Annotated in this window: 15 protein-coding genes, 2 tRNA genes, 1 other RNA gene and 1 pseudogene; 10 read left to right on the forward strand and 9 right to left on the reverse strand. The window is 71.1% G+C overall.

Features of this window, described 5'->3' with window-relative positions:
- The first annotated feature begins 83 nt into the window (after window positions 1-83).
- The 3 genes from ACFY1U_RS18215 to ACFY1U_RS18225 all read left to right on the forward strand — a co-directional run bounded on the left by ACFY1U_RS18215 (window position 84) and on the right by ACFY1U_RS18225 (window position 3,962).
- Window positions 84-614, forward strand: a complete 531-nt coding sequence (locus ACFY1U_RS18215; protein ID WP_390695098.1) for a SigE family RNA polymerase sigma factor — start codon at window positions 84-86, stop codon at window positions 612-614.
- On the forward strand, window positions 611-1,396 hold the full coding sequence (locus ACFY1U_RS18220; RefSeq protein ID WP_390695099.1) for a hypothetical protein: 786 nt from the start codon (window positions 611-613) through the stop codon (window positions 1,394-1,396). The genes ACFY1U_RS18215 and ACFY1U_RS18220 overlap by 4 nt, the downstream gene beginning before the upstream one ends.
- A 115-nt stretch (window positions 1,397-1,511) precedes the next feature.
- Window positions 1,512-3,962 carry a non-reducing end alpha-L-arabinofuranosidase family hydrolase gene (locus ACFY1U_RS18225; protein WP_390695100.1) on the forward strand — a complete coding sequence of 817 codons (2,451 nt, stop codon included), beginning with the start codon at window positions 1,512-1,514 and terminating at the stop codon, window positions 3,960-3,962.
- Window positions 3,963-4,124: 162 nt separating this feature from the next.
- On the opposite strand, the gene ACFY1U_RS18230 is transcribed toward ACFY1U_RS18225, so the two are convergent.
- Window positions 4,125-5,822 (reverse strand): RICIN domain-containing protein, encoded by a 1,698-nt coding sequence (locus ACFY1U_RS18230; RefSeq protein ID WP_390695101.1) that lies wholly within the window; start codon window positions 5,820-5,822, stop codon window positions 4,125-4,127.
- A gap of 647 nt (window positions 5,823-6,469) precedes the next feature.
- Here ACFY1U_RS18230 and ACFY1U_RS18235 point away from each other — a divergent pair.
- Window positions 6,470-6,916, forward strand: coding sequence for an SRPBCC family protein (locus ACFY1U_RS18235; protein WP_390695102.1), 447 nt, complete (start codon window positions 6,470-6,472; stop codon window positions 6,914-6,916).
- 137 nt (window positions 6,917-7,053) lie between these two features.
- Here the strand turns inward: ACFY1U_RS18235 and ACFY1U_RS18240 are convergent, their stop codons facing one another.
- Both ACFY1U_RS18240 and ACFY1U_RS18245 read right to left on the reverse strand, forming a co-directional pair.
- A complete protein-coding gene (locus tag ACFY1U_RS18240) occupies window positions 7,054-7,260 on the reverse strand; it encodes a hypothetical protein (RefSeq protein ID WP_390695103.1) in 207 nt (68 codons plus the stop codon).
- A gap of 297 nt (window positions 7,261-7,557) precedes the next feature.
- Window positions 7,558-7,645: transfer RNA gene (locus tag ACFY1U_RS18245), tRNA-Ser, on the reverse strand.
- Between the two features lie 73 nt (window positions 7,646-7,718).
- Here ACFY1U_RS18245 and ffs point away from each other — a divergent pair.
- Window positions 7,719-7,815, forward strand: an RNA gene (gene ffs, locus ACFY1U_RS18250) — signal recognition particle sRNA small type.
- Window positions 7,816-8,960: 1,145 nt separating this feature from the next.
- On the opposite strand, the pseudogene ACFY1U_RS18255 reads toward ffs, so the two are convergent.
- A pseudogene (locus ACFY1U_RS18255) lies at window positions 8,961-9,458 on the reverse strand (histidine phosphatase family protein); the annotation flags it as partial.
- Between the two features lie 228 nt (window positions 9,459-9,686).
- Between ACFY1U_RS18255 and ACFY1U_RS18260 the strand changes: the two are divergent.
- The 5 genes from ACFY1U_RS18260 to ACFY1U_RS18280 all read left to right on the forward strand — a co-directional run bounded on the left by ACFY1U_RS18260 (window position 9,687) and on the right by ACFY1U_RS18280 (window position 18,371).
- The gene (locus ACFY1U_RS18260; protein WP_390695104.1) at window positions 9,687-11,954 is read left to right on the forward strand and encodes a DNA polymerase III subunit gamma and tau; all 2,268 of its coding nucleotides are present in this window, start codon (window positions 9,687-9,689) and stop codon (window positions 11,952-11,954) included.
- Between the two features lie 272 nt (window positions 11,955-12,226).
- Window positions 12,227-13,480 carry a phosphoribosylamine--glycine ligase gene (gene purD, locus ACFY1U_RS18265; RefSeq protein ID WP_390695105.1) on the forward strand — a complete coding sequence of 418 codons (1,254 nt, stop codon included), beginning with the start codon at window positions 12,227-12,229 and terminating at the stop codon, window positions 13,478-13,480.
- Between the two features lie 355 nt (window positions 13,481-13,835).
- A complete protein-coding gene (locus tag ACFY1U_RS18270; RefSeq protein ID WP_390695228.1) occupies window positions 13,836-15,647 on the forward strand; it encodes a hypothetical protein in 1,812 nt (603 codons plus the stop codon).
- 213 nt (window positions 15,648-15,860) lie between these two features.
- On the forward strand, window positions 15,861-17,363 hold the full coding sequence (locus tag ACFY1U_RS18275; protein WP_390695106.1) for a N,N-dimethylformamidase beta subunit family domain-containing protein: 1,503 nt from the start codon (window positions 15,861-15,863) through the stop codon (window positions 17,361-17,363).
- A gap of 108 nt (window positions 17,364-17,471) precedes the next feature.
- Complete coding sequence (locus tag ACFY1U_RS18280) at window positions 17,472-18,371, forward strand: phosphoribosylaminoimidazolesuccinocarboxamide synthase (protein WP_390695107.1); 900 nt, start codon at window positions 17,472-17,474, stop codon at window positions 18,369-18,371.
- A gap of 45 nt (window positions 18,372-18,416) precedes the next feature.
- Here ACFY1U_RS18280 and ACFY1U_RS18285 read toward each other — a convergent pair.
- The 5 genes from ACFY1U_RS18285 to ACFY1U_RS18305 form a co-directional block, all read right to left on the reverse strand.
- Window positions 18,417-18,489 (reverse strand) — tRNA-Gly (locus ACFY1U_RS18285).
- 23 nt (window positions 18,490-18,512) lie between these two features.
- Window positions 18,513-19,127 carry a response regulator gene (locus ACFY1U_RS18290; protein ID WP_390695108.1) on the reverse strand — a complete coding sequence of 205 codons (615 nt, stop codon included), beginning with the start codon at window positions 19,125-19,127 and terminating at the stop codon, window positions 18,513-18,515.
- A complete protein-coding gene (locus ACFY1U_RS18295; RefSeq protein ID WP_390695109.1) occupies window positions 19,124-20,395 on the reverse strand; it encodes a sensor histidine kinase in 1,272 nt (423 codons plus the stop codon). The genes ACFY1U_RS18290 and ACFY1U_RS18295 overlap by 4 nt, the downstream gene beginning before the upstream one ends.
- The gene (locus ACFY1U_RS18300) at window positions 20,377-21,156 is read right to left on the reverse strand and encodes an ABC transporter permease (protein ID WP_390695110.1); all 780 of its coding nucleotides are present in this window, start codon (window positions 21,154-21,156) and stop codon (window positions 20,377-20,379) included. Before ACFY1U_RS18300 ends, ACFY1U_RS18295 begins: the two co-directional genes overlap by 19 nt.
- A complete protein-coding gene (locus tag ACFY1U_RS18305) occupies window positions 21,153-22,091 on the reverse strand; it encodes an ABC transporter ATP-binding protein (protein WP_390695111.1) in 939 nt (312 codons plus the stop codon). The genes ACFY1U_RS18300 and ACFY1U_RS18305 overlap by 4 nt, the downstream gene beginning before the upstream one ends.
- Window positions 22,092-22,179: the final 88 nt, after the last annotated feature.

Here is a 22,179-nt window from a genome sequence, read left to right on the forward strand (position 1 = left end):
GGCCGGGCACTGTTAGGCTGCGCCCCCCGTTGTTAAACGCGCAACTAACGCGCACTTCCTTGCCAGGAGAGGGCGACCGGGGGATGGTCCTCGATGACGCGTCCGCGGAGTTCCACGAATTCTTCGAACGCCACTATGCCGAACTCGCCCGTCTGGCCCACCTCCTGACCGGTGAGGCCGACGCGGCGGACGACCTCGCAGCGGATGCCCTGGTCGCCCTGTGGCAGCGCTGGGACCGGTTGCGGCAGGCCGACCACCCGGTCGCCTACGCCCGCGGTGTGGTGGCCAACCTGGCGCGGGGACGGATCCGCAGCGCGGTGCGCGAGCGACGCCGGATCGCGCTGTTCTGGTCCCGCAGCCCCGAGAAGGTGGACGGGCCGGACACGGCGGCCGTACTGGACGTCCGCGCGGCGCTCGACCGGCTGCCGTTCCGCAAGCGCGCCTGCGTGGTACTGCGGCACGCCTTCGACCTGTCTGAGAAGGACACGGCGCTGGCGCTGGGCATATCGGTCGGCACGGTGAAGAGCCAGACCTCGAAGGGGATGGCCGAGCTGGAAAGGATACTTGGCGCACGAGCGGCCGGGGACCTGATGGCAGGGAGGAGGAACCGGTGAACGAGGAGATCGCCCGTCGGCTGCGTGAGGCCGCCGAGGCTCACCGGCCCGACCGCGCGAGGATGCTGGCCCGGGTGCAACGAGGCATGGCCGGCCCCGCCGTCCGTCACCGCGCGCGGCCGTTCGCGAGGTCCGGGACCAGGGTCGCGCTCGCCGGGTTCGCCGCCGCCGGCATCCTGGCGACCGGCGGCCTGGCCGTCGCCGCCATCGTCACGCACTCGTCGCCGTCGGCCACCGTGACCACACCGGCCACCCCGTCCCCGGACGCCACCTCCCGGCAGCCGACATCGGCCCGCCCCACCCCTGTCGCGCCGGCCCCGGTCACCACCCCGGGCAGTTCGCGCCCGACTCCGCCGGCCGACAGCCCGTCACCGGCCGCCGGCCAGAGCCAGGACGGGCCGCTGTGGTCGGCCGGCTCGGTGGACCCGAAAAGCACCGTCTACTGGACGCAGAGCAACCTCGTCCTCAAGACGGCCCGGCCGCTCACCTCGCTCACCGTCGAGATGCGGATCGTGCAGACCGGAGCGGTGAAGAACACCGGCACCTGGCAGACCCTGCCGGGCGGTGACTTCACCATCACCACCCGGGAGGCCGACGGCATGCTGGTCTACCGCTGGGTCCTCAAACCGGGCCTGACCGTGCCGGCCGGGAGCTATGAAATGGCCGCTCAGTTCAACAACGGCAGCGGCGTGCGCAGTGCCGCGGGCGATGCCTACCGCGTCGACGCGCAGGGTCCGGGCGGCTCCGCCTCGGTCCGGGGAGGGTTCGTCCCGGCCCGGTGACCGCTGCTGCGCGGACGGCCGAGCGGATCCTCCCCTGTTCGCGGCAACCTTTGGGCCCGTGGCGGCAACTGGCGGACAACAGGGCCGGATTCAAGGCCCGCCGCGCCAGAAAGACATGCCGTTGCCAGATCAGAACCGCTCTCATCGCCGCGTTCCGGCTACCCGCCGTGTGCTCGCCGCCGCCGTGGTCCTCGCCGCCGCGGGTGCCGCTGTGCCGCTGGTCGCCATGGCCGCCCGCACGCCGAACACCAGCACGCCGACCACGGCCGCCACCGCTGCGGCCGGCAGCGGCCGCTACTTCGGTACGGCGGTGTCCTCGGGCAGGCTCGGCGACTCGACGTACTCCACGATTCTCGACCGGGAGTTCAACATGATCACCCCGGAGAACGAGATGAAGTGGGACACCACCGAACCCTCCCGCGGCACCTTCAACTTCGGGCCGGCCGACTCGATCGTCGCCCACGCCTCCGCGCACGGTCAGCGGATGCGCGGCCACACCCTGGTGTGGCACTCACAGCTGCCCGGCTGGGTGAAGTCCATCACCGACGCCAACACCCTGCGCAGCGTGATGGACAACCACATCACCACCGAGATGACCCACTTCAAGGGCAGGATCTACGCCTGGGACGTGGTCAACGAGGCCTTCGCCGACGGCGGCAGCGGTCAGCACCGCAGTTCGGTGTTCCAGGACGTGCTGGGCAACGGCTTCATCGAGGAGGCGTTCCGCACCGCCCGGAACGCCGACCCCGCGGCCAAGCTCTGCTACAACGACTACAACATCGAGAACTGGTCCGACGCCAAGACCCAGGGCGTCTACAACATGGTGCGCGACTTCAAGTCCCGGGGCGTGCCCATCGACTGCGTCGGCTTCCAGAGCCACTTCGGCACCGGCGGACCGCCGGCCGGCTTCCAGACGACCCTGTCCAAGTTCGCCGCGCTCGGCGTGGACGTCCAGATCACGGAGCTGGACATCGCCCAGGCGTCGCCGACGGCGTACACCGACACCGTCCAGGCGTGCATGAACGTCCCCCGCTGCACGGGCATCACGGTGTGGGGCATACGCGACAGCGACTCCTGGCGCACCGGTGAGAACCCGCTGCTGTTCGACGCGGGCGGCAACAAGAAGCCCGCCTACAACGCGGTGCTCACCGCCCTGGGCGCCGGCAGCGGCGGGAGCACGGCGGATGGGGGACTCACCTCCGGCACCGTCTACACGCTCTCCAACGCGGCCGCCGGACGCGTTCTCGACGAGCCCTTGGGACAGAACGGCAACGGCACCCCGCTCCAGGTGTGGGACGCCAGTGGCGCCTCCAACCAGCAGTGGCGGGCCGGCCGCAACAGCGACGGCTCCTACACGCTGACCAATGTCGCCAGCGGCCGGGTACTGGACGAGCCGGGCAACCGGACGGCCAACGGGACGAGCCTGACGGTCTGGGACGCCAACGGTGGCGCCAACCAGCACTGGCGGGCCGGCCGCAACAGCGACGGCTCCTACACGCTGACCAACGTCGCCAGCGGCCGGGCCCTGGAACTCCCCGGCGGCCGGACCGCCAACGGCACTCCGGTCCAGATCTGGGACTCGGGCGGCGGCGCCAACCAGCGCTGGAACTTCAGGACGTCGACCCCGGCAACGCCCACGCCGACGGGCGCCACATGCGCTCTTCCGTCGACGTACCGGTGGACGTCGACGGGTCCGCTGGCGCAGCCGGCGAACGGGTGGGCCGCGCTGAAGGACTTCACCACCGTGACGTACGGCGGCAAGCACCAGGTCTATGCGTCGAACGTGTCGGGATCGTCGTACGGCTCGATGATGTTCAAGCCCTTCACGAACTGGTCGGACATGGCGTCGGCCGGCCAGACCGGGATGAACCAGTCCGCGGTGGCGCCCACGCTGTTCTACTTCGCGCCCAAGAACATCTGGGTGCTGGCGTCACAGTGGGGCGCGGCGCCCTTCGTCTACCGCACCTCCAGCGACCCCACCGACCCGGGCGGCTGGTCCGCGCCGAAGCCACTGTTCACCGGCAGCATCCCGGGCGCCGAATCCGGCACCGGCCCGATCGACCAGACCCTGATCGCCGACGGCCAGAACATGTACCTGTTCTTCGCCGGCGACAACGGCAAGATCTACCGGGCGAGCATGCCGATCGGGGACTTCCCCGGCAGCTTCGGCTCCTCGTACACGACGGTCATGAGCGACTCGGTGAAGAACCTCTTCGAGGCGCCGCAGGTCTACAAGGTGAAGGGCCAGAACCAGTACCTGATGATCGTCGAGGCGCGGGGCGCGAACGAGCAGCGCTTCTTCCGCTCGTTCACGGCCTCCAGCCTGAGCGGTTCATGGACCCCGCAGGCCGCCACCGAGACCAACCCCTTCGCGGGCAAGGCCAACAGCGGTGCCACCTGGACGGGCGACATCAGCCACGGTGACCTGGTCCGCGACAACCCCGACCAGACCATGACCATCGACCCCTGCCACCTGCAGTTCCTCTACCAGGGCAAGTCCCCCACCGCGAGCGGCCCCTACGACAGGCTGCCGTGGCGGCCGGGTGTCCTCACCCTGCAGCGCTGACCCGCTGACCGGTACTCACCGCCTCGAGGAACCCCAGCCGTACGCCGGCTGGGGTTCCCGTCGTTCGGGGACCAGGCGTGGGCCCGGCGAAGACGACGAATGCGCCCCCATCGGGGAGATGGGGGCGCATTCGTCGTCTTCGCCTACTAGAGGGCTGTGCCGCTACTTGAGCGCTGTGCCGCCCGAGTTGTGGTAGGCGATGGTCTTGTTGATCAGGTTTCCGCCGTCGGTCTCGGCCGTTGTCTGTTCCTGCTGGCCCGGACCGAACAGCAGCCCGGCGACATGGGCGTTCGCGACCTGGTCCATGTGCGAGAAGAACCAGTCGACCTTGTCGTCCTTGTAATGGTTGAGGGTGTTGTTCTGCGCCATGTTGCCCACGGGGATCTGCCACAGGACGACCGGCTTGCCCACGGACTCGGCCATCGTCTTGTAGAACTGCAGCGCGGCGGCGGCCTTCTGGTCGTTCCAGAAGTGGTCACTGCCGCCGTGGGCCGGCTGTGCGTACCAGCCCGCGTCGCGGTCCGACACGTCGGTGGCCAGGAAGTCGGCGTTCTTCGCCCCGAAGCTCTCGTAGGACTTGACGCAAGCCTGCGTGTTGGTCTCCCAGTCGAAGCAGGAGAGGTGCATCCCCACGGCGGTGTTCGGCGCGTACTTGTGCCCCATCGAGATCAGGCACTGGGCGAGCCCGGTGGCGCTGTTCTCCTGCGATCCGCAGTCCGTCGGATTCGCGCTCTTCACCTGTGCGGGAACCTGGTGCGGATCGCCGAGCGAGCGGACGTAGCCCCAGAAGTCGGGCTCGAGGTCGATCGCGGCCTGCGACTTGCCGATCTTCTGGAGGAAGAAGCGGTAGTCGTTCAGGTAGCGGGTGAGCAGGTCGGTCCGGTTGATGGCCTTGACCTCACCCGGACCGTCGCCCTCGCCCGCCGCATCGCCGAGGTCGCGCAACGAGTACCAGGTCCACAGCATCTTCTGCGGACGCGCGCTGCCCTTGTACGTCGCCTGGGACACCACGTCGTCCCGCCAGGTCACGTACGTGCCGGGCGCCGTGGTGCTGCCGTTCCAGCAGCCCCACCAGCCCGACCAGTCGTCGTGGCATTTCGCCGCCGTGTAGTAGTCCGACGAAGGCGCGGGCTGGCTGTGCACATAGGCGTACCGCATGTCGAACGGCGCGGCGGCCGCCGAGGCGTCGGACACCGAGCCGCCGATGAGCACCGTGCTGCTGCCCATGAAACGCTTCGTCGAGCTGCCGCCACCGGCCACGGGAGACGGCGTGGACGACGGCGTGGACGACGGGTGCGAGCTGCTCGTAGCCGGGCTGCTGGGAACGCTGCTGCTCGGCGCGGTGGGCGTACCGGAGCTGCCGACGCTCCCGACCGGGACGAGTTTCCACTGCTGATCGGCGCCGCCCCGGTCGCGGTTCTGGACGACGGCGCCTCCGTCGGCCTTGGCGGCGTTGCGGACATCGACAGCCATGCCGCTGAAGCGATTGACCAGACGCATGTAGCCGTCCGGCGACTTGGCCAGTTTGAACTGCTGGTTGGCGCCGTTCAGGTCCTTCCACTGCACGACGGCGGAGCCGGCGGTCTTCGACCAGCCGAGGTCGTCCAGCACCTTGCCGGAGTTCCGGTTCTGCAGCCGGTAGTAGCCGTCACCCGCGTCGATGAACCGCCACTGCTGGTTGGGGCCGCCGTGACGGCTCCACTGCACCACCGCCGCGCCGTCGTTCTTGGCGGAGGCGCGGTCGTCCAGCACCTTGCCGCTGTTGCGGTTGACCAGCACGTACCACTTCTTCAGATCCAGGGTTTTCTGCTCCGCCGAAGCCTGGCTGACCACGACAGCCGAGCCGGCCACGACCACCATGGAGAGACCCGCCCAGAGACCCCGACGCGCGAGCAACCGACGGCCACGATGCTTCGGGCGACCACCGCGCGCTCCGTCGGCGGCACGGTGGCCGCCGACGGGTGACGCCGCCGATGACGTGGGTGGGCCGGGGACATGTCTGTGCTCTCGTTCCAGGGACACGCCTGTGCTCTCTTTCAGCCATTGCATCTGACCGGACCACTTGGCCGGACACCACTGAGTGGTCCGAGAGATCGAAAAGGTTGCCGCGAAAGCCACGGATTTTTTCGCCTTGACCGCATGCCGCCCAGGCCCGGCGGCCTGACACTCGCCACACCGCCTGAGACGGACAACACGGTGTAGCGGGCTTACTCCTGAGACTCCCGCTGCGGCGCTGGTCGGCCGTGCCTGCGAGGGTGCCCATCGACTCACTCGTCTGGATCTCACGGACTATGCAGGCGGTGCGATCGGCATGACGCTGAAGTTGAGCCCGTGAGACGGCCGGAGGGGAAAATCGGTGCGCTGGGGTCCACCTGTCGAGCTGAGGGGTGGCCGGGGCCCCGCGCCGCGCTTCGCAACTGCCGACCGTCTGCTGCGCTGGACGTCCTCACCCAGGGACGCCATGGCCGGGGGTGCTTCCATGCTGCCCATACTCCAGGAGCGCGATCATGGCCCGGAACCGCTGTCTGATCTTGAGCTCGCCGTCCGAAGTCTGGCGCCTGCTGTCCGATGGCCACCGCTACGCGGAGTGGGTGACAGGAACCCAGCAAATCCTCGCCGTGGACCCGCACTGGCCAGATATAGGCGCCCGGCTGAAGGTCCGCGTTGGCGCTGGGCCTCTGACTCTCGACGACACTTGTGTCGTCCGCATCTCCGAGCCGCGACATCGCTTGCAACTGGAAGCAAAGGCAGACCCCTTCGGCGCAGCTCGCATCGCCATGAAGTTGATCCCCTGGGGCGAGCACACGCTTTTTACCCTCGATTGGCACCCCCTCCGGGGCCCCGGCACGCGGATGCACGGACTCCCCGTGGAGTACTTCGTCCGGATCCGCAACGGCATGATGCTGACGAAGCTGGCTCGGATCGCGGTGCGCGAACATGTAGCGGGCGTTTGAGGCACCTTGCAAACACTGCGTGCACAAGAGCACACCCCCGCGACCCACCCCAGCTCCCATCCCGTCCGCCGTCGACCCACACACCATGGACCGCGTCTGCTGCTCTCGTCTGCTCAAGCGAGCATGGGGTGTCTACGTCAGCGCAGGCGCCCCGTTTCGGTGGTCAGCGCGTGACGGCCACGAGCACGGTCATCAAGCGCCACCATCGTCGTCACACCAGCCGTCGCGGCCTGGATAGGCCCGGCCAGGGTGGGGAACATACGCACCGCCGCGCCGAGCACCAAGGCCACAAGCAGCGTCACAACGACGAGCACCATGGCGAGCACGAGCGTGTTCAAGGTCATTGAGTGTCCTTCGACTGGGGCGTGCTGCCTGCACGCACGGGGAGAGCGACTGGGCTCCTTGTGTGGTTAGGCGCGCAACCCTCTTGCTCGTGTGCTCGGGCACACTCGAGGGCGGCGTATCCGCATGCTGGCTAGCGTGCTCCAGCCGTTGTTGGTGACAGGCGGCTGAGAGGAACCTGCTGAGTCGGAGGAGACGTGTCGGCCTAAAGACCGACTGAGACGGAAACTGAGACGGACAACGTCGAAGGGCCCCACCGCAAGCGGTGGGGCCCTTCGACATCGTGCCCGGTGAGGCACTGGCGGAGGATACGAGATTCGAACTCGTGAGGGGTTGCCCCCAACACGCTTTCCAAGCGTGCGCCCTAGGCCTCTAGGCGAATCCTCCGCCGGAAACATTACATGACGTCGGAGGGTGCTTGCGAACTCGTTCGGGCGCCCGGCGATCGGGTAAGGTGGGGCTCAGCCCCTCACGCGGCGCTATCTGACTGAACTCCCCCAGGGCCGGAAGGCAGCAAGGGTAGGTCGGCTCTGGCGGGTGCGTGGGGGGTCTTGTGTTTCCCGGGTGCTGCCGACGTTTCCGATGCGGCCGTCAGGGGCTGGTCGCGGCGGTGCGCGCGGAGGAAGATCCGCTCGTCGACGTAGACCGCGAGGAAGAAGACGAGCGCGACGCCCAGGCCGATGACCGAGGGGTGGCGGCCGGTCGTGGGGGTGAGAACCGCGGTCATGGCGAGCCACAGGAAGACGTTGGGCGTGTTCTGCGTGATGAACATGTCGCGGCCGAGGCCGGTGTCGTGCGGGCGCAGGCGGAGGAAGAGCGCCGTCAGCCCCCTCAGGGTCGTCAGGGCCGTGGCGGTGACGGTCGTCGTCAGCAGCAGATGGACGGCCTGCGCGGCCGTCAGACCCGTCGGCGGGGTCAGCGCGAACGTGGCCAGACCCGCCAGGGGGATCAGGGCGAGGCCGCCCAGCCAGTTCCAGTTGGTGCTGAGGGCGCCCGCGCGGATCGGGTCGCGCCGGCGCAGGGCCTGGGCGCCTGCACCGGGCAGGACGAGGGCGGCGAGCAGGACGGCCGTGTAGCTGAGCAGCGCAGGTTCCAGGGTGGTGAGCGTATGGGCCGGTGCCGCGCCGCCCGGCAGCATCACCGGAAGCACCAGACCCGCCAACAGCAGCACCGGGAGGGTCAGCGAGGCGGCCACTGTGTGGCGTACGGCGAAGAAGTAGTCGCCTCCCCAGAGGAGGGAGAGGGTGGGCACCACGAGGGCCGGGGGGAGCAGGAGGAAGAGGCCGGCCAGTTCCAGGGGGAGGGAGTGGCCCGCCCAGAGCAGGATCAGGCCCAGGGCCAGGCGGGGCAGGAGCAGGGGCCCGGCCGTCTGGAGGCTCGCGAGCGGGCGGCGCAGGCTGTGCGGGTTGACGCGCAGCATGGCGAAGAACGAGCCGATCGCGAGCAGTGCCGTCAGCGTCACGGTGAACACCAAGGGGGGCACGCGTACGCCCAGGGCGAGCTGGGCGGCCGTCCCCGCCCCGGCGGCTGCGGCGATCAGCAGGGGGAGGCGGATCTCGACGATCTCGCCGAGGTCGTTCAGCAGGCCGACGGCCGCCGGGCTCGCGACCGCGCGGCGCAGGTCCTCTTCGGAGAGCGGGCGGGCGTTGGGGATCTTGAAATCGCGGTACGACTCGGGCCGGGCGCCCGCGACGACCAGCGCGAACATCTCCACGATGTACTTGTGGGCGACGACGAGGACGGTACGGCCGGCCCGGGAGGAGGGGAGCAGTACCTCCTCGTAGTACGCCGCCACGCGCGCGTACATCTCCGTCCAGGTCTCGCCGCCGGGGGGCCGTCCGGTCGGGGAGTGGAACGCCTCGGTGTAGCCGGCGAAGCCGATGGACTTCTTCACCAGGCTCTTGTTGCGGCCGCTGTAGAGGCCGAAGTCGCGTTCGGTGAGGGCCTCGTCGATCGTGAACCGTTCCGGCGGCTCGGGCAGCCGGTCGGTGATCGTCCGGGCGGTCTCCTGGGCGCGGCGGAGGGTGGACGTGTGCACTTCGTCGATGCGTAAGCCGCTCGCCGCGAGAGAGGCGACCCGTTCGGCCGCCTGCTCGGCCTGGCGCAGGCCGAGCGTGGTGAGCGGGGCGTCCAGCCGTCCGGCGAACCGATTCTGCTCGTTGGCCTGGGACTCGCCATGGCGGATGAAGTAGAGGGGCATGAGTGTCCTTGCGGGCTGTGGGGGGTGTGAGGGGAGTGATGGCAGGGGCACTGTGCGTTTGGTGTTGTACTTGAGCGTTCAACTTAATCATGGGGAGGCACTGTTTCTGTGAAGTGGCCGTCAAGAGACGCTCATGTTCCGTGATGAGGTGCTCGTGATCCGTCCTGGCGCTCGTCCCCGGCATCCGGGCGGCCCGCGTTGTCAGTGGGCGCCTATAACCTCGTATGCGTGTCGTCTCTCGCGCTGTACCGCCGCTATCGCCCGGAGTCGTTCGCCGAGGTCATCGGGCAGGAGCATGTAACCGACCCGCTGCAGCAGGCGCTGCGCAACAACCGGGTCAATCACGCGTACCTGTTCAGCGGGCCGCGCGGCTGCGGCAAGACGACGAGCGCACGCATCCTGGCCCGCTGCCTGAACTGCGTGCAGGGACCCACGCCCACGCCCTGCGGGGAGTGCCAGTCCTGTCGCGACCTGGCGCGCAACGGACCGGGCTCCATCGACGTCATCGAGATCGACGCCGCCTCGCACGGAGGTGTGGACGACGCACGTGAGCTGCGCGAGAAGGCGTTCTTCGGGCCCGCCGCCAGCCGGTACAAGATCTACATCATCGACGAGGCCCACATGGTCACGTCGGCCGGTTTCAACGCGCTGCTGAAGGTCGTCGAGGAGCCCCCGGAGCACCTCAAGTTCATCTTCGCGACCACCGAGCCCGAGAAGGTCATCGGGACGATCCGCTCGCGGACGCACCACTACCCGTTCCGCCTCGTGCCGCCGGGGACGCTGCGCGACTATCTCGGCGAGGTGTGCGGCAAGGAGAACATCCCGGTCGAGGACGGCGTGCTGCCCCTGGTCGTCCGGGCCGGTCAGGGTTCCGTGCGTGACTCGATGTCCGTCATGGACCAGCTGCTCGCCGGGGCGCGGGAGGAGGGTGTGACGTATGCCATGGCGACGTCCCTCCTCGGGTACACCGACGGTTCGCTCCTCGACTCCGTCGTCGAGGCCTTCGCGACGGGTGACGGGGCCGCCGCCTTCGAGGTCGTCGACCGCATCATCGAGGGCGGCAACGACCCGCGCCGCTTCGTCGCCGACCTGCTGGAGCGACTGCGCGACCTGGTGATCCTCGCCGCCGTGCCGGACGCCGCGGAGAAGGGGCTCATCGACGCCCCGGCCGACGTCGTCGAGCGCATGCAGGCGCAGGCGGGCACCTTCGGCGCCGCCGAGCTCAGCCGCGCGGCCGACCTGGTCAACGAGGGCCTCACCGAGATGCGCGGCGCCAACTCGCCCCGCCTGCAGCTCGAACTGATCTGCGCGCGTGTGCTGCTGCCGGCCGCGTACGGGGACGAGCGTTCGGTGATGGCCCGCCTCGACCGGATCGAGCGGGGCGTGAACTTCTCCGCGGGCGGCGGCGCACCGGCCATGGGGTATGTGCCGGGGCCCGAGGCGCACGGGGGACCGATGCCCGGGGCCGTCGGCGGCCCTGGTGGCGGCCCGGTTCCGCCGGGCGGCGGCCCCGCTGCGGCTCGGGCTGCGGTACGGAACGCGGGAGCGCCGGCGGTCGGCATGCCGGGCTCCGGCGCTGGTGCCGGCGCAGCCGCGCCGGTCGCCCCGGCAGCACCCGCAGCCCCCGTACCCCCGCCCACCGTCGCGGAGCCCGCCGCGCCGGTCGCCTCACCGCCGCCCTCCGCCCCGGCCTCCCCTGCCCCCGCCCCGGCTTCCCCGGCCCCCGCCCCCGGAGCCTGGCCCACCGCGGCCCCCGCGGGCGGCGGCCGACGCCCCGGCGGCTGGCCCACGGCAACCCCGGCGGGCGCCGGCCAGCCCCCGGCCACGCCCAGCGCGCCCGCCGCTTCCGCGCCCGCACCCGCGCCCGCCCCGCAGGCGGCGGCACCCGCCCCCGCCTCCTCCTACGCGCCCCCGAGCGGCGGCCCGGACCCCCGCATGCTCTGGCCGAACATCCTGGAGGCCGTCAAGAACCGCCGCCGCTTCACCTGGATCCTGCTCAGCCAGAACGCCCAGGTGGCCGGTTTCGACGGCACGACCCTCCAGCTCGGCTTCGTCAACGCGGGCGCCCGCGACAACTTCGCGAGCAGCGGCAGCGAGGACGTACTGCGCCAGGCGCTGGCCGAGCAGTTCAACGTGCAGTGGAAGATCGAGGCGATCGTCGACCCGTCCGGCGGCTCGGCCCCGCCGCCCGCCCCCTCCAACGGCGCCTACGGCGGAGGCGGCTACGGCAACCCCGGCGCCGGCACGCCCCCACAGCGCCCGGCGACCCCTCCGCCCCCCACCTCCCCGGCCCCCGCCTCACCGCCCCCGACGGCCCAGGCCGCCCCCACTCCCGCCCCCCAGCCCAGGGCCCCGGAACCCCCGCCCCCGGTCTCCCCCGAGGACGACATCCCCGAGGACGACGACCCCGACCTCAACGAATCGGCCCTCTCCGGCCACGAACTGATCGTGCGCGAGCTGGGGGCGACGGTCGTGGAGGAGTTCACGAACGAGTAGGCCGTCCTTCCGGGCGGGGCCTGTTCTTCCGGGCGTGCTCTTCTGGCCGCCGGTCACGGCACTTCAGCCCGTCATGGGGGTCCCCCCGCTCGAGCGAAGCCGAGAGTGGGGGAGTTTGAGGACGAGGCCGTTCAGGCCGAAAAGTGGGGGTCTGGGGGCGGCAGCCCCCAAGGCCGGCGCCCCACCACCCGGGCACCACTTGGAGGAACGTACAGCTCACCGCCCCCCTCCCACTCGGCACCCCACACAAAACCCCCGTTAGGCTGACCCCCGTGAAGGTCCTCGTCATCGGCAGCGGCGCCCGCGAACACGCCCTGTGCCGTTCCCTGTTCCTCGACCCCGACGTCACCGCGCTGCACTGCGCCCCCGGCAACGCCGGCATCGCCGAGGTCGCCGAGCTGCACCAGGTCGACGCCCTGGACGGCAAGGCCGTCGCCGCGCTGGCCACGGAACTCGGCGCCGGCCTCGTGGTCGTCGGCCCGGAGGCCCCCCTCGTCGCCGGGGTCGCCGACGCCGTGCGCGAGGCGGGCATCCCGGTCTTCGGCCCCTCCCAGGAGGCGGCGCAGCTCGAGGGCTCCAAGGCCTTCGCGAAGGACGTCATGGCGGGAGCGGGCGTGCCCACCGCACGCTCGTACGTCTGCACGAACCCACAAGAGGTCGACGAGGCACTCGACGCCTTCGGTGCGCCCTACGTCGTCAAGGACGACGGCCTCGCCGCCGGCAAGGGCGTCGTCGTCACCGGCGACATCGAGGCGGCGAGGGCGCACGCCAACTCCTGCGAGCGCGTGGTCATCGAGGAGTTCCTCGACGGCCCCGAGGTCTCCCTCTTCGCCATCACCGACGGCGAGACGGTCGTCCCGCTCCAGCCCGCCCAGGACTTCAAGCGCGCGCTCGACGGCGACGAGGGACCGAACACCGGCGGCATGGGCGCGTACTCACCGCTGCCCTGGGCCGACCCGAAGCTGGTCGAGGAGATCCTGCAGACCGTTCTGCAGCCGACCGTCGACGAGATGCGCCGCCGCGGCATCCCCTTCTCCGGTCTCCTCTACGCCGGTCTCGCGATCACCTCGCGCGGTGTCCGGGTCATCGAGTTCAACGCCCGCTTCGGCGACCCCGAGACCCAGGTGGTGCTGGCCCGCCTGAAGACCCCGCTGGCCGGCGTTCTGCTCGCCGCCGCGAACGGCACCCTCCAGGACCTGCCGCCCCTGCGCTGGAGCGAGGAGGCCGCGGTCACCGTGGTCGTCGCCTCGCACAACTACCCCGGCACCCCGCGCACCGGCGACCCGATCACCGGCCTCAACGAGGTGGCCGCCCAGGACGCCCCGCACGCGTACGTCCTGCACGCCGGCACGAAGCACGACGGTGACACGGTGGTCAGCGCCGGCGGCCGCGTCCTGTCCGTCACGGCGACCGGCAAGGACCTCACCGAGGCCCGCGACCGCGCGTACCGGGCCGTCTCCCGCATCCACCTCGACGGCTCCCAGCACCGCACGGACATCGCGGCGAAGGCGGCGCAGCAGGCCTGACCCCCCGCGGCGTCCACACTCGCCGGCCAACCCATCGGGCCCCGGATCCGTCTAAGGATCGGGGGCCCGACGTGTTTGCGGCCGGGCTCCGGATCGGGTCCGGGATCAGGGGCCTGATCTTCGCTTTCCGTCATCCACCTCTCCCCAAAGCCATTCCATCGAGTGACCGATACCCCATCCGGCTGACGTGGACCGAGGCCCCAACTAGGGTGCGGCGCAAGCGGTCCGGCACTTGGCCCACCGGCATTGCGATGTCAGTGGCGGGTGCCACAGTGGGGGAGTGAGCAACGCCAGGACAGCCGCGCAGCCAGGACAGCTTGGGAGGGGGTGAGGACCGGCCGTGACCGGTACCGGTATGGGTGTGGAAGCGGGCGCGCAGGCAGCGCGCGCGAGGGCCCTCGCCGTGCTGCGCATCCGCAGCAGGGCGCTGGCCGTGGCGGTGCTGCCCGCGGCGGTCGCCGTGATCCTGCTGGCCGGCGGTTCCACGGACCACCTGGTGGGCCCCTTCTGGCACGCCGCCCGCTGGGCCATGACCCCCCTCGCCGTCCTCGCCCTGCTCGCCGCGGGCGCCATCGCCCTGGTCGTAGCCCGCGCCCGCCCGGCCGTCAGCCCGACGGTTCCGATAGCCGAGGAGTCGGCCCCGGACCTGTACCGGATGGTGCGCGACCTGGCCGACCGGCTCGACGTCCCGGCACCCTCGGCGATAGCGCTCACCCCGGACTGCGACAGCTGGCTGGAGGACCGCACCCACCCGGCGCACGGCCCGCCCCCCGCCGCGGACCGGGACGAGATAGCGGGTATGCGGGGCGCCCACCGGCGCACGGCCGCCGCACCGGTCCTCGTCATCGGTTCCCCCTTCCTGTGGTGGATGCGCGTCGGTGAACTGCGCGCGGTCCTCGCTCCGGTCGTCGCCGGTACGGGACCCTCCGCCCACCCGGACATAGCTGCGGCCCGCCGCTTCGTACGGGGCCTGGACGCGGCGGTGGCCGTCGGCTCGACGCCCGGCCGCTGCCCCCTGACCCGCGGAGTGTGCGCGAGTATCGGCTGGGTGGCCCGCCTGCTGCTGCGCAGCTGCCGGGAGCACGCGGCACAGATGGAGCGAGGCGTGGCGGCCGCGGCCTCCGAGCGTGCACAGGCTGTGGACTACGGCCTCAGGATCGTCGCCCAGGAACAGGTGGGCCTGGCCTACGCCGGCTGGGACCGGCTGCTGACCCGGGTCGCGCTGCCCGCCTGGCGGATGGGCCGCTGGCCCTCCCGACTGGACGCGGGAGTGGTGGCGGCCCTCACGGAACTCTCCCGTCGCGACCGTCTGGCCGAGGGCTTCGCCTCCCGTCTGGGCGAGCGCCCCGCCTGCGACCTGCTGGAAGAGCCCGGCGCGGTGGACGGGGCGGCCTCACTCCTCGCCGCCCGTCTCTTTCACGGCGGCCCCGCCGAGCCGGGCCCCGACTGGGCGCCGGTCGACTGGGACGAGTATCCGGAGGAGGTCGTGGACCGCAAATGGCGCACCGACGCGGCCCGCCTCCACCGGGTCCTCGACGCCCTGGGCGTCAGCCACACCTCCGACCCCGGCACCCCGCCTGCCGACGGTCCCACCCTCTCCAGAATCCTCGACCACCTGTCGAGTCCACCGGACCCCGTATCCGAACCCGCAGCCGCCGACGGCGAGGAAGCCCCACAGGGGCCACCGGCACCCGACGACGAAAGTGGCACGGGTGGAGCGGATGGGAACATCTGGGCCGAAGGCGAAGCCGAGGCCGAACAACCCGAAAAAGAAAACGAACGCACCACCACGCTCGCCGCAGGCCTCACCGCCGAGCTCGCCCGCGAGGAAGCCACAGCCGCCACCCCCGCGGAGCGAACCGCCCCTGACGCCGCCTTCTGGGACGAAGCCACGCTCCCTCTCTTCCCGCTCCAACCCCCGAGAACAGCCCGTGAGCTGCTCGCCGACCACGTCACCGCGATGGTCTGCTGCGCCGCCATGGACACCGCAGGCGCCACCCCCGGCCTCGACTGGCTCGACGGCCCGTCCCTCCTCATCAGGGGCGAACGGGCCACGGACCTGACCCCCCGCGTCCTCAGCCTCGTCGAGGACGGCGACCCGGCCCCCCTGCGGGCCTGGCTTCTCGAATCCGGCATACGCCCCGAGAAGCCCGTCCGGCTTGTGTGACGGTCACCGGTTCCGGAACCCCCCATTCCACTTTCGGCCAATTCGCAACGAATAGTGACCACATGGGTGCGCAATGTGATGTGCTGGGACCGATCGAGCACATGGCAAGGGCTTACGGCACAAGCCAGGCACGCCAGGGCCACAAGCCAGGCAGGCCACACCATGCGACAGGCACACCACGCGACCGCGGGGGATCGAGGGAGGGGAGCGACAATGGGGCAGGAGCAGATCCGCCGCTGGGAATCCGGGGCGCTGGCGCATGCCGTGACCGACCCCTTCGGCCAGGGCCCGGTGCCCTGGCTCCGCGGCAGTGAGACGTACTTCGACGACACCGGCCAGGTGGTCCCCTGGTACGTGGACGCCCCCCAGCAGTCATCGCCGGGCGACTCCCCGGACACCCCCCGCGTCCCGGCCCCGCGGGCCGCCGGCGGCCCGCGCTCCGCGGACGACGTCCGCCGCCAGATCAAGGGCTTCATCTCCACCGGCGCCGTCGCCCCGGGCGAGGCCGTCGACTTCCACATCACGGTCGACCCGCCCCAGGAGTTCAGCGTCGACATCTACCGCATCGGCCACTACGGCGGCGACGGCGCATCCAAGATCACCACCAGCCCCCGTCTCTCCGGCATCGTCCAGCCCCCGCCGCTCGCCGCAGACCGCACGGTCTCCTGCCACCACTGGTGGCTCTCCTGGCGTCTGCAGATCCCGAGCTACTGGAGCATCGGCGCCTACGTCGCCGTACTCACCACCGTCGACGGCTACCGCTCCCACATCCCCTTCACGGTCCGCGACAAGCACCCCGCGGACCTGCTCCTGCTCCTGCCCGACGTCACCTGGCAGGCGTACAACCTCTACCCGGAGGACGGGCGCACGGGCGCGAGTCTCTACCACGCCTGGGACGAACAGGGCCGGCTGCTGGGCGAGTCCGAGGCGGCGACCACGGTCTCCTTCGACCGCCCGTATGCCGGAGCCGGCCTCCCCCTGCACGTGGGCCACGCCTACGACTTCATCCGCTGGGCCGAGCGCTACGGCTACGACCTCGCCTACGCCGACGCCCGCGACCTGCACGCAGGACACGTGGACCCCACCCGCTACCGCGGTCTGGTCTTCCCGGGGCACGACGAGTACTGGTCGGCCAGCATGCGCCGCACCGTCGAACTCGCCCGCGAGCACGGCACGTCCCTCGTCTTCCTCTCCGCCAACACCATGTACTGGCAGGTCGAGTTGGGCCCGTCCCCGTCCGGCGTCCCCGACCGCCTGCTGACCTGCCGCAAGCGCAAAGGCCCCGGCCGGCCCGTCCTGTGGCGCGAGATCGACCGCCCGGAGCAGCAACTGGTCGGCATCCAGTACGCGGGCCGGGTCCCCGACCCCCACCCCCTGATCGTCCGCAACGCCGACCACTGGCTGTGGGAGGCGACCGGCGCCCACGAGGGCGACGAGATCGAGGGTCTGGTCGCGGGCGAGGCGGACCGCTACTTCCCGCGCACCCCGCTCCCCGAGCACGAGGAGCGCATCCTGCTCGCCCACTCCCCGTACACCGACTCCGAGGGCACCCTCCGCCACCAGGAGACCTCCCTCTACCGAGCCCCCTCCGGCGCCCTGGTCTTCGCTTCCGGGACCTTCGCCTGGTCCCCGGCCCTGGACCGTCCGGGCCACGTCGACACCCGCGTCCAGCGCGCCACGGCCAACCTCCTGGACCGCATCTGCAAACGTGACTGAACTCACGTAAGCCCACGTCACCGCCCCTTTCGAGCCCACCCCACTCCAAAGGCGATCCTCGGCGTACGGGAGAATCGACCCCATTGGACAGAACCACGGGGAGGAACCGTGTCCGGATTCGTAGAAAAGCCCGAGCCGATCCAGGTTCCGGGCCTGGTTCATCTCCACACCGGCAAGGTGCGCGAGCTGTACCAGAACGAGGCCGGCGACCTCGTGATGGTCGCCAGCGACCGCATCTCCGCCTATGACTGGGTGCTGCCGACCGAGATCCCCGACAAGGGCCGCGTCCTGACCCAGCTCTCCCTGTGGTGGTTCGAGCAGATCGCCGATCTGATCCCCAACCACGTGATCGGCACCGACCTGCCCGCCGGCGCCCCCGCCGACTGGGCCGGCCGCACCCTCGTCTGCAAGTCGCTGAAGATGGTCCCGGTGGAGGCCGTCGCCCGCGGCTATCTCACCGGCTCGGGCCTGCTGGAGTACAACGAGTCCCGCACGGTCTGCGGCCTCGCCCTCCCCGAGGGCCTGGTGGACGGCAGCGAACTCCCCGCCCCGATCTTCACCCCGGCCACCAAGGCCGAGGTCGGCGAGCACGACGAGAACGTCTCCTACGAGGAGGTCGCCCGCCAGGTCGGCGCGGACACCGCCGCCCGACTGCGCCAGGCCACCCTCGCCGTCTACGGCCGGGGCCGGGACATCGCCCGGGAGCGCGGCATCATCCTCGCGGACACCAAGTTCGAGTTCGGCTTCGACGGCGAGACCCTGGTCCTCGCGGACGAGATCCTCACCCCGGACTCCTCCCGCTTCTGGCCGGCCGACCAGTGGCAGCCGGGCCGCGCCCAGCCGTCGTACGACAAGCAGTTCGTCCGGGACTGGCTGACCTCGCCGGAGTCCGGCTGGGACCGCAGGAGCGAGCAGCCCCCGCCGCCGCTGCCGCAGCAGGTCGTGGACGCGACCCGGGCGAAGTACATCGAGGCGTACGAGCGCCTGACGGGCACGAGCTGGAGCTAGGGCAACGAGAAGACCCCGGTCCAGTGGACCGGGGTCTTCTTCCCGAGCGGACGACGAGGCTCGAACTCGCGACCTCAACCTTGGCAAGGTTGCGCTCTACCAACTGAGCTACGTCCGCAGTGCGCCGTGGCGCGGAGCCAACTATACCCAACCCCGCTCCCGCGCGAGCCGCACCGCCGTATGACGGTTCTCGGCTCCCAGCTTGGAGACCGCCGACGACAGATAGTTCCGCACGGTCCCCTGCGACAGCGCGGCCCGCTCGGCGATCTCCGCGACGGGCGCCCCGTCGGCGGCGAGTTCCAGCACCTCGGCCTCCCGAGCGGTCAGCGGCGAGTCCCCGGAGGCGATCGCATCGGCGGCCAACTCGGGGTCGACATAACGGTTCCCGGCGTGCACGGTGCGGATGATCTCCGCGAGCCGCTGTGCGCTGACCGTCTTCGGAACGAACCCCCGCACACCCGCCGCAAGCGCCCGCTTCAGATGCCCGGGCCGCCCGTGACTGGTCACGATCAGCACCTGACAGCCGGGCAGTTCGGCCCGCAGGGATGTGGCGACCTTCACACCGTCGGCGCCCGGCATCTGGAGATCGAGCACGGCCACGTCGGGCTCGTGAGCCCGCGCCATCGCCAGCGCCTCGGGACCGGACGCGGCCTCGGCCACGACCACAAGGTCGTCCTCCAGGGCTAGCAGCGCGGCGAGCGCCCCCCGGATCAGATGCTCGTCGTCGGCGAGCAGAAGCCGTACGACGGCGGTCATACCGTGACCTCTTCCGCACTCAGCGGCACCTCGGCCGTCAACCGGAACACATCCGCCCCGACCCGGCCGGCCTCCAGCGTCCCGCCCACCGCCGACAGCCGCTCCCGCAGCCCGGCCAGTCCGGACCCGCCGCCACCGGCAGGATCCGAGGCCCCGTCGTTCTCCACGGTCAGCACCACGCGCCCCCGGTCCAGGGTCAGTGCTATGTCACATTTCACCGCGTCCCCATGGCGCAGCACATTCGTCGTGGCCTCCCGCACCACCCACCCGAGCACCGACTGCACCCCGGCATCCAGCCCACCCGCCTCCCCGCGCACCTCGCACACGATTCCGGCCGCGCTCAACACGCCCTGCGCACCGGCGAGTTCGACCCCGAGGTCGGCCTCCCGATACCCCCGTACGACCTCCCGCACCTCCCGCTGCGACTCCTGCGCGATCCGCTGCACCTCGATCATCTGGTCCACCGCCTCGGCCCGCCCGCGCCGGGCCAGCTGCACGGCCAGCTCGCTCTTCAACGCGATGACGGCGAGGTTCCGCCCCATCACGTCGTGCAGGTCCCGCCCGAAGCGCAGCCGTTCCTCGGCGACGGCGAGGCGGGCCTCGACCTCCCGGGCCCGCTCCGCCTCCCACAGCACGGACAGGGTCCAGGCGCCGCAGCGGCTGGCGAGCAGGGAGACGGCCACCCCGAAACCGGTCAGTACGCCGATCGTGACGATCCCGGCGGGATCCGGATAGGCCCAGGCGAAGGCGGCCATGAGCACCACGGCGAGCGCGGCGGACCGGCGCAGGAACACCCGCATGGACACGACCAGCCCGTACAGCAGCCCGAAGGGCATCAGCGCGGCACCGATGACCAGCCTGATCGTCACCGCGTCGGCCCCGCCCAGCGCGGCAAGGGCCAGAGTCAGGGCCAGCGCGAGGCCCATCAGGACGGCGGCGGGGCGCAGGGCGCGGAGCGGGAGTTCGGCGCGGCCCAGGTAGTGGTCGAGCACGGGCCGGGTGAGCCGGTTGGCCTCCCCGCACTGCAGGGCGCTCACCAGGAGAAGCAGGCCCGCGACGACCGTCGGCGCGGGCCGCCGCTCTAGCCCGCCCACCAGTGGCAGTGCCAGCCAGGACAGGGAGAAGACCCAGGTGGTGACGTACCCGGTCACCAGAGTCTGCAGCTCGACCCGCTCGGCCTTGCTCCGCTCCCGCCAGTGCCGCCGCTGCCAGCCCCGTATCAGCCCGAACACCGCCGCTCCCCCGTCCGTCAGCGTCGTGGCTCCCACCGGAACCACCGCCGTACAGCAAACACCGCCACCACGGTCCAGGCCAGAGCGGTCGCCAGCGCGCCCAGCACCTCGTAGGCGCTCAACTGCCCGGTCCAGCCGCCCCGGATCAGCCGGATCGCGGGGGAGAGCGGAAGCAGTTCGCAGACGGAGGCCAGCCGGTCCGGCAGGACCTCGGTGGGGATCATGATGCCCGAGCCGAACATGGACATGAACACCAGCGGCGCCGCCGTGATCTGGGCGCTCTCCGTGGTCCTGGTGAAGGAGGCGGTGAGCGCGGCGAGCGCGGCGCACAGCACCAGGCCCGAGAGGAGACCGAGGACCGTGAGATACGGCGCCCGCGGCGCCCCCGCGTCGAGCAGCACCGCGCAGCCGACGCCGAACAGGACGGCCTGGGCGAAGCCGAGGCAGACGGCGGGCAGGGCGGTGCCGGTCAGGATCTCCGCGTCGCCGAGTTCGCCGGTGCGCAGCCGCTTGAGGACCAGCTCCTCGCGGCGGGCGACGTAGGCACTCAGCAGGGGGGTGTAGAGGGCGAACAGGAAGGAGAAGCCGATCGCGGCCGTCAGCATCACCGTGCCTACGCTCAGCCCCTTTGCCTTCAGATCCATCTGGTCGATCGCAGGTCGCACACTGATCGGCAGCGAAAGCGGCATCAGCAGTGCCATGACCACCGCACTCCGGTTGCGCCCGAGCAGAGTCAGCTCCGCCCGCGCCAGCGCCCGCAACCGCCGCCCGACCGGGGCAAAGGCCACCGCACTCATGCCGCCACCGTCCTCTCCTGCGCGATCCCCAGAAACGCCTCCTCCAGCGAGGCCGACCGCACATCCAGCCCCCGCAGCTCCACCCGCGCCCCCTCGGCCCACACCAGCAGCCCGGTGGCCGCCCGCTGCAACTCCCGCGTCCGCAGCCGTATGACGTTCCCGTCCACCTCGTGCCCGCACACCCCCAGCTCACCGAGCGGCGGCAGGTCCCCGAGGAAGTAGCCGTCGGGCAGCCGGAAGGAGATCCGTGAGGGCTGCGCGGCGGTCACCTCGGCCGGCGTCCCGCTCGCCGCGACGCGTCCTTCGTGCAGGATCGCGATCCGGTCGGCGAGCCCCTCCGCCTCCTCCAGATAGTGCGTGGTGAGCAGCACGGTGGTGCCGCCGTCGCGCAGCGCCCGCACCAACTCCCAGGTGTCCCGGCGCCCTTCGGCGTCGAGCCCGGTCGTGGGCTCGTCCAGGAACAGCACCTCGGGCTCGCCGAGCAGCGCGAGCGCCAGGTCGAGCCGCCGCCGTTCACCCCCGGACAGCTGCTTCACCCGTACGTCGGCCCGTTTCTGAAGCCCGACGAGCACCAGCGCCTCGTCTTCCGGCCGCGCCCTGCTCACACACCCCGCCCACATCCGCGCGGTCTCCGCGACGGTCAGCTCGGATGGGAACCCGCCCTCCTGCAGCATCACCCCGACCCTCGGCCGTACGGCGGCCCGTTCCTCATAGGGATCGTGGCCGAGCACCCGTACCCGGCCCCCGGCCGGCCGGGCGAGTCCCTCCAGCAGTTCGACCGTCGATGTCTTGCCCGCGCCGTTGGTGCCGAGCAGCGCGAAGATCTCGCCGGGGCGCACGGAGAAAGAGATTCCGCGCACCGCCTCGAACCCGCCCCCGTACACACGCCGCAGGTCAGTGACCTCAATCACGTGTTCGTGTTCGTTCGTCTCCATGACTTCAGCGTCCCGGCGACCGGGACCCGGCAGCAGTGCGCGCTGTCATCACTCGGCATGACAAATGTCAGAGGGACGGCAGCGAGAG

It is taken from the genome of Streptomyces sp. NPDC001351 (assembly GCF_042896045.1).
GTDB lineage: Bacteria > Actinomycetota > Actinomycetes > Streptomycetales > Streptomycetaceae > Streptomyces.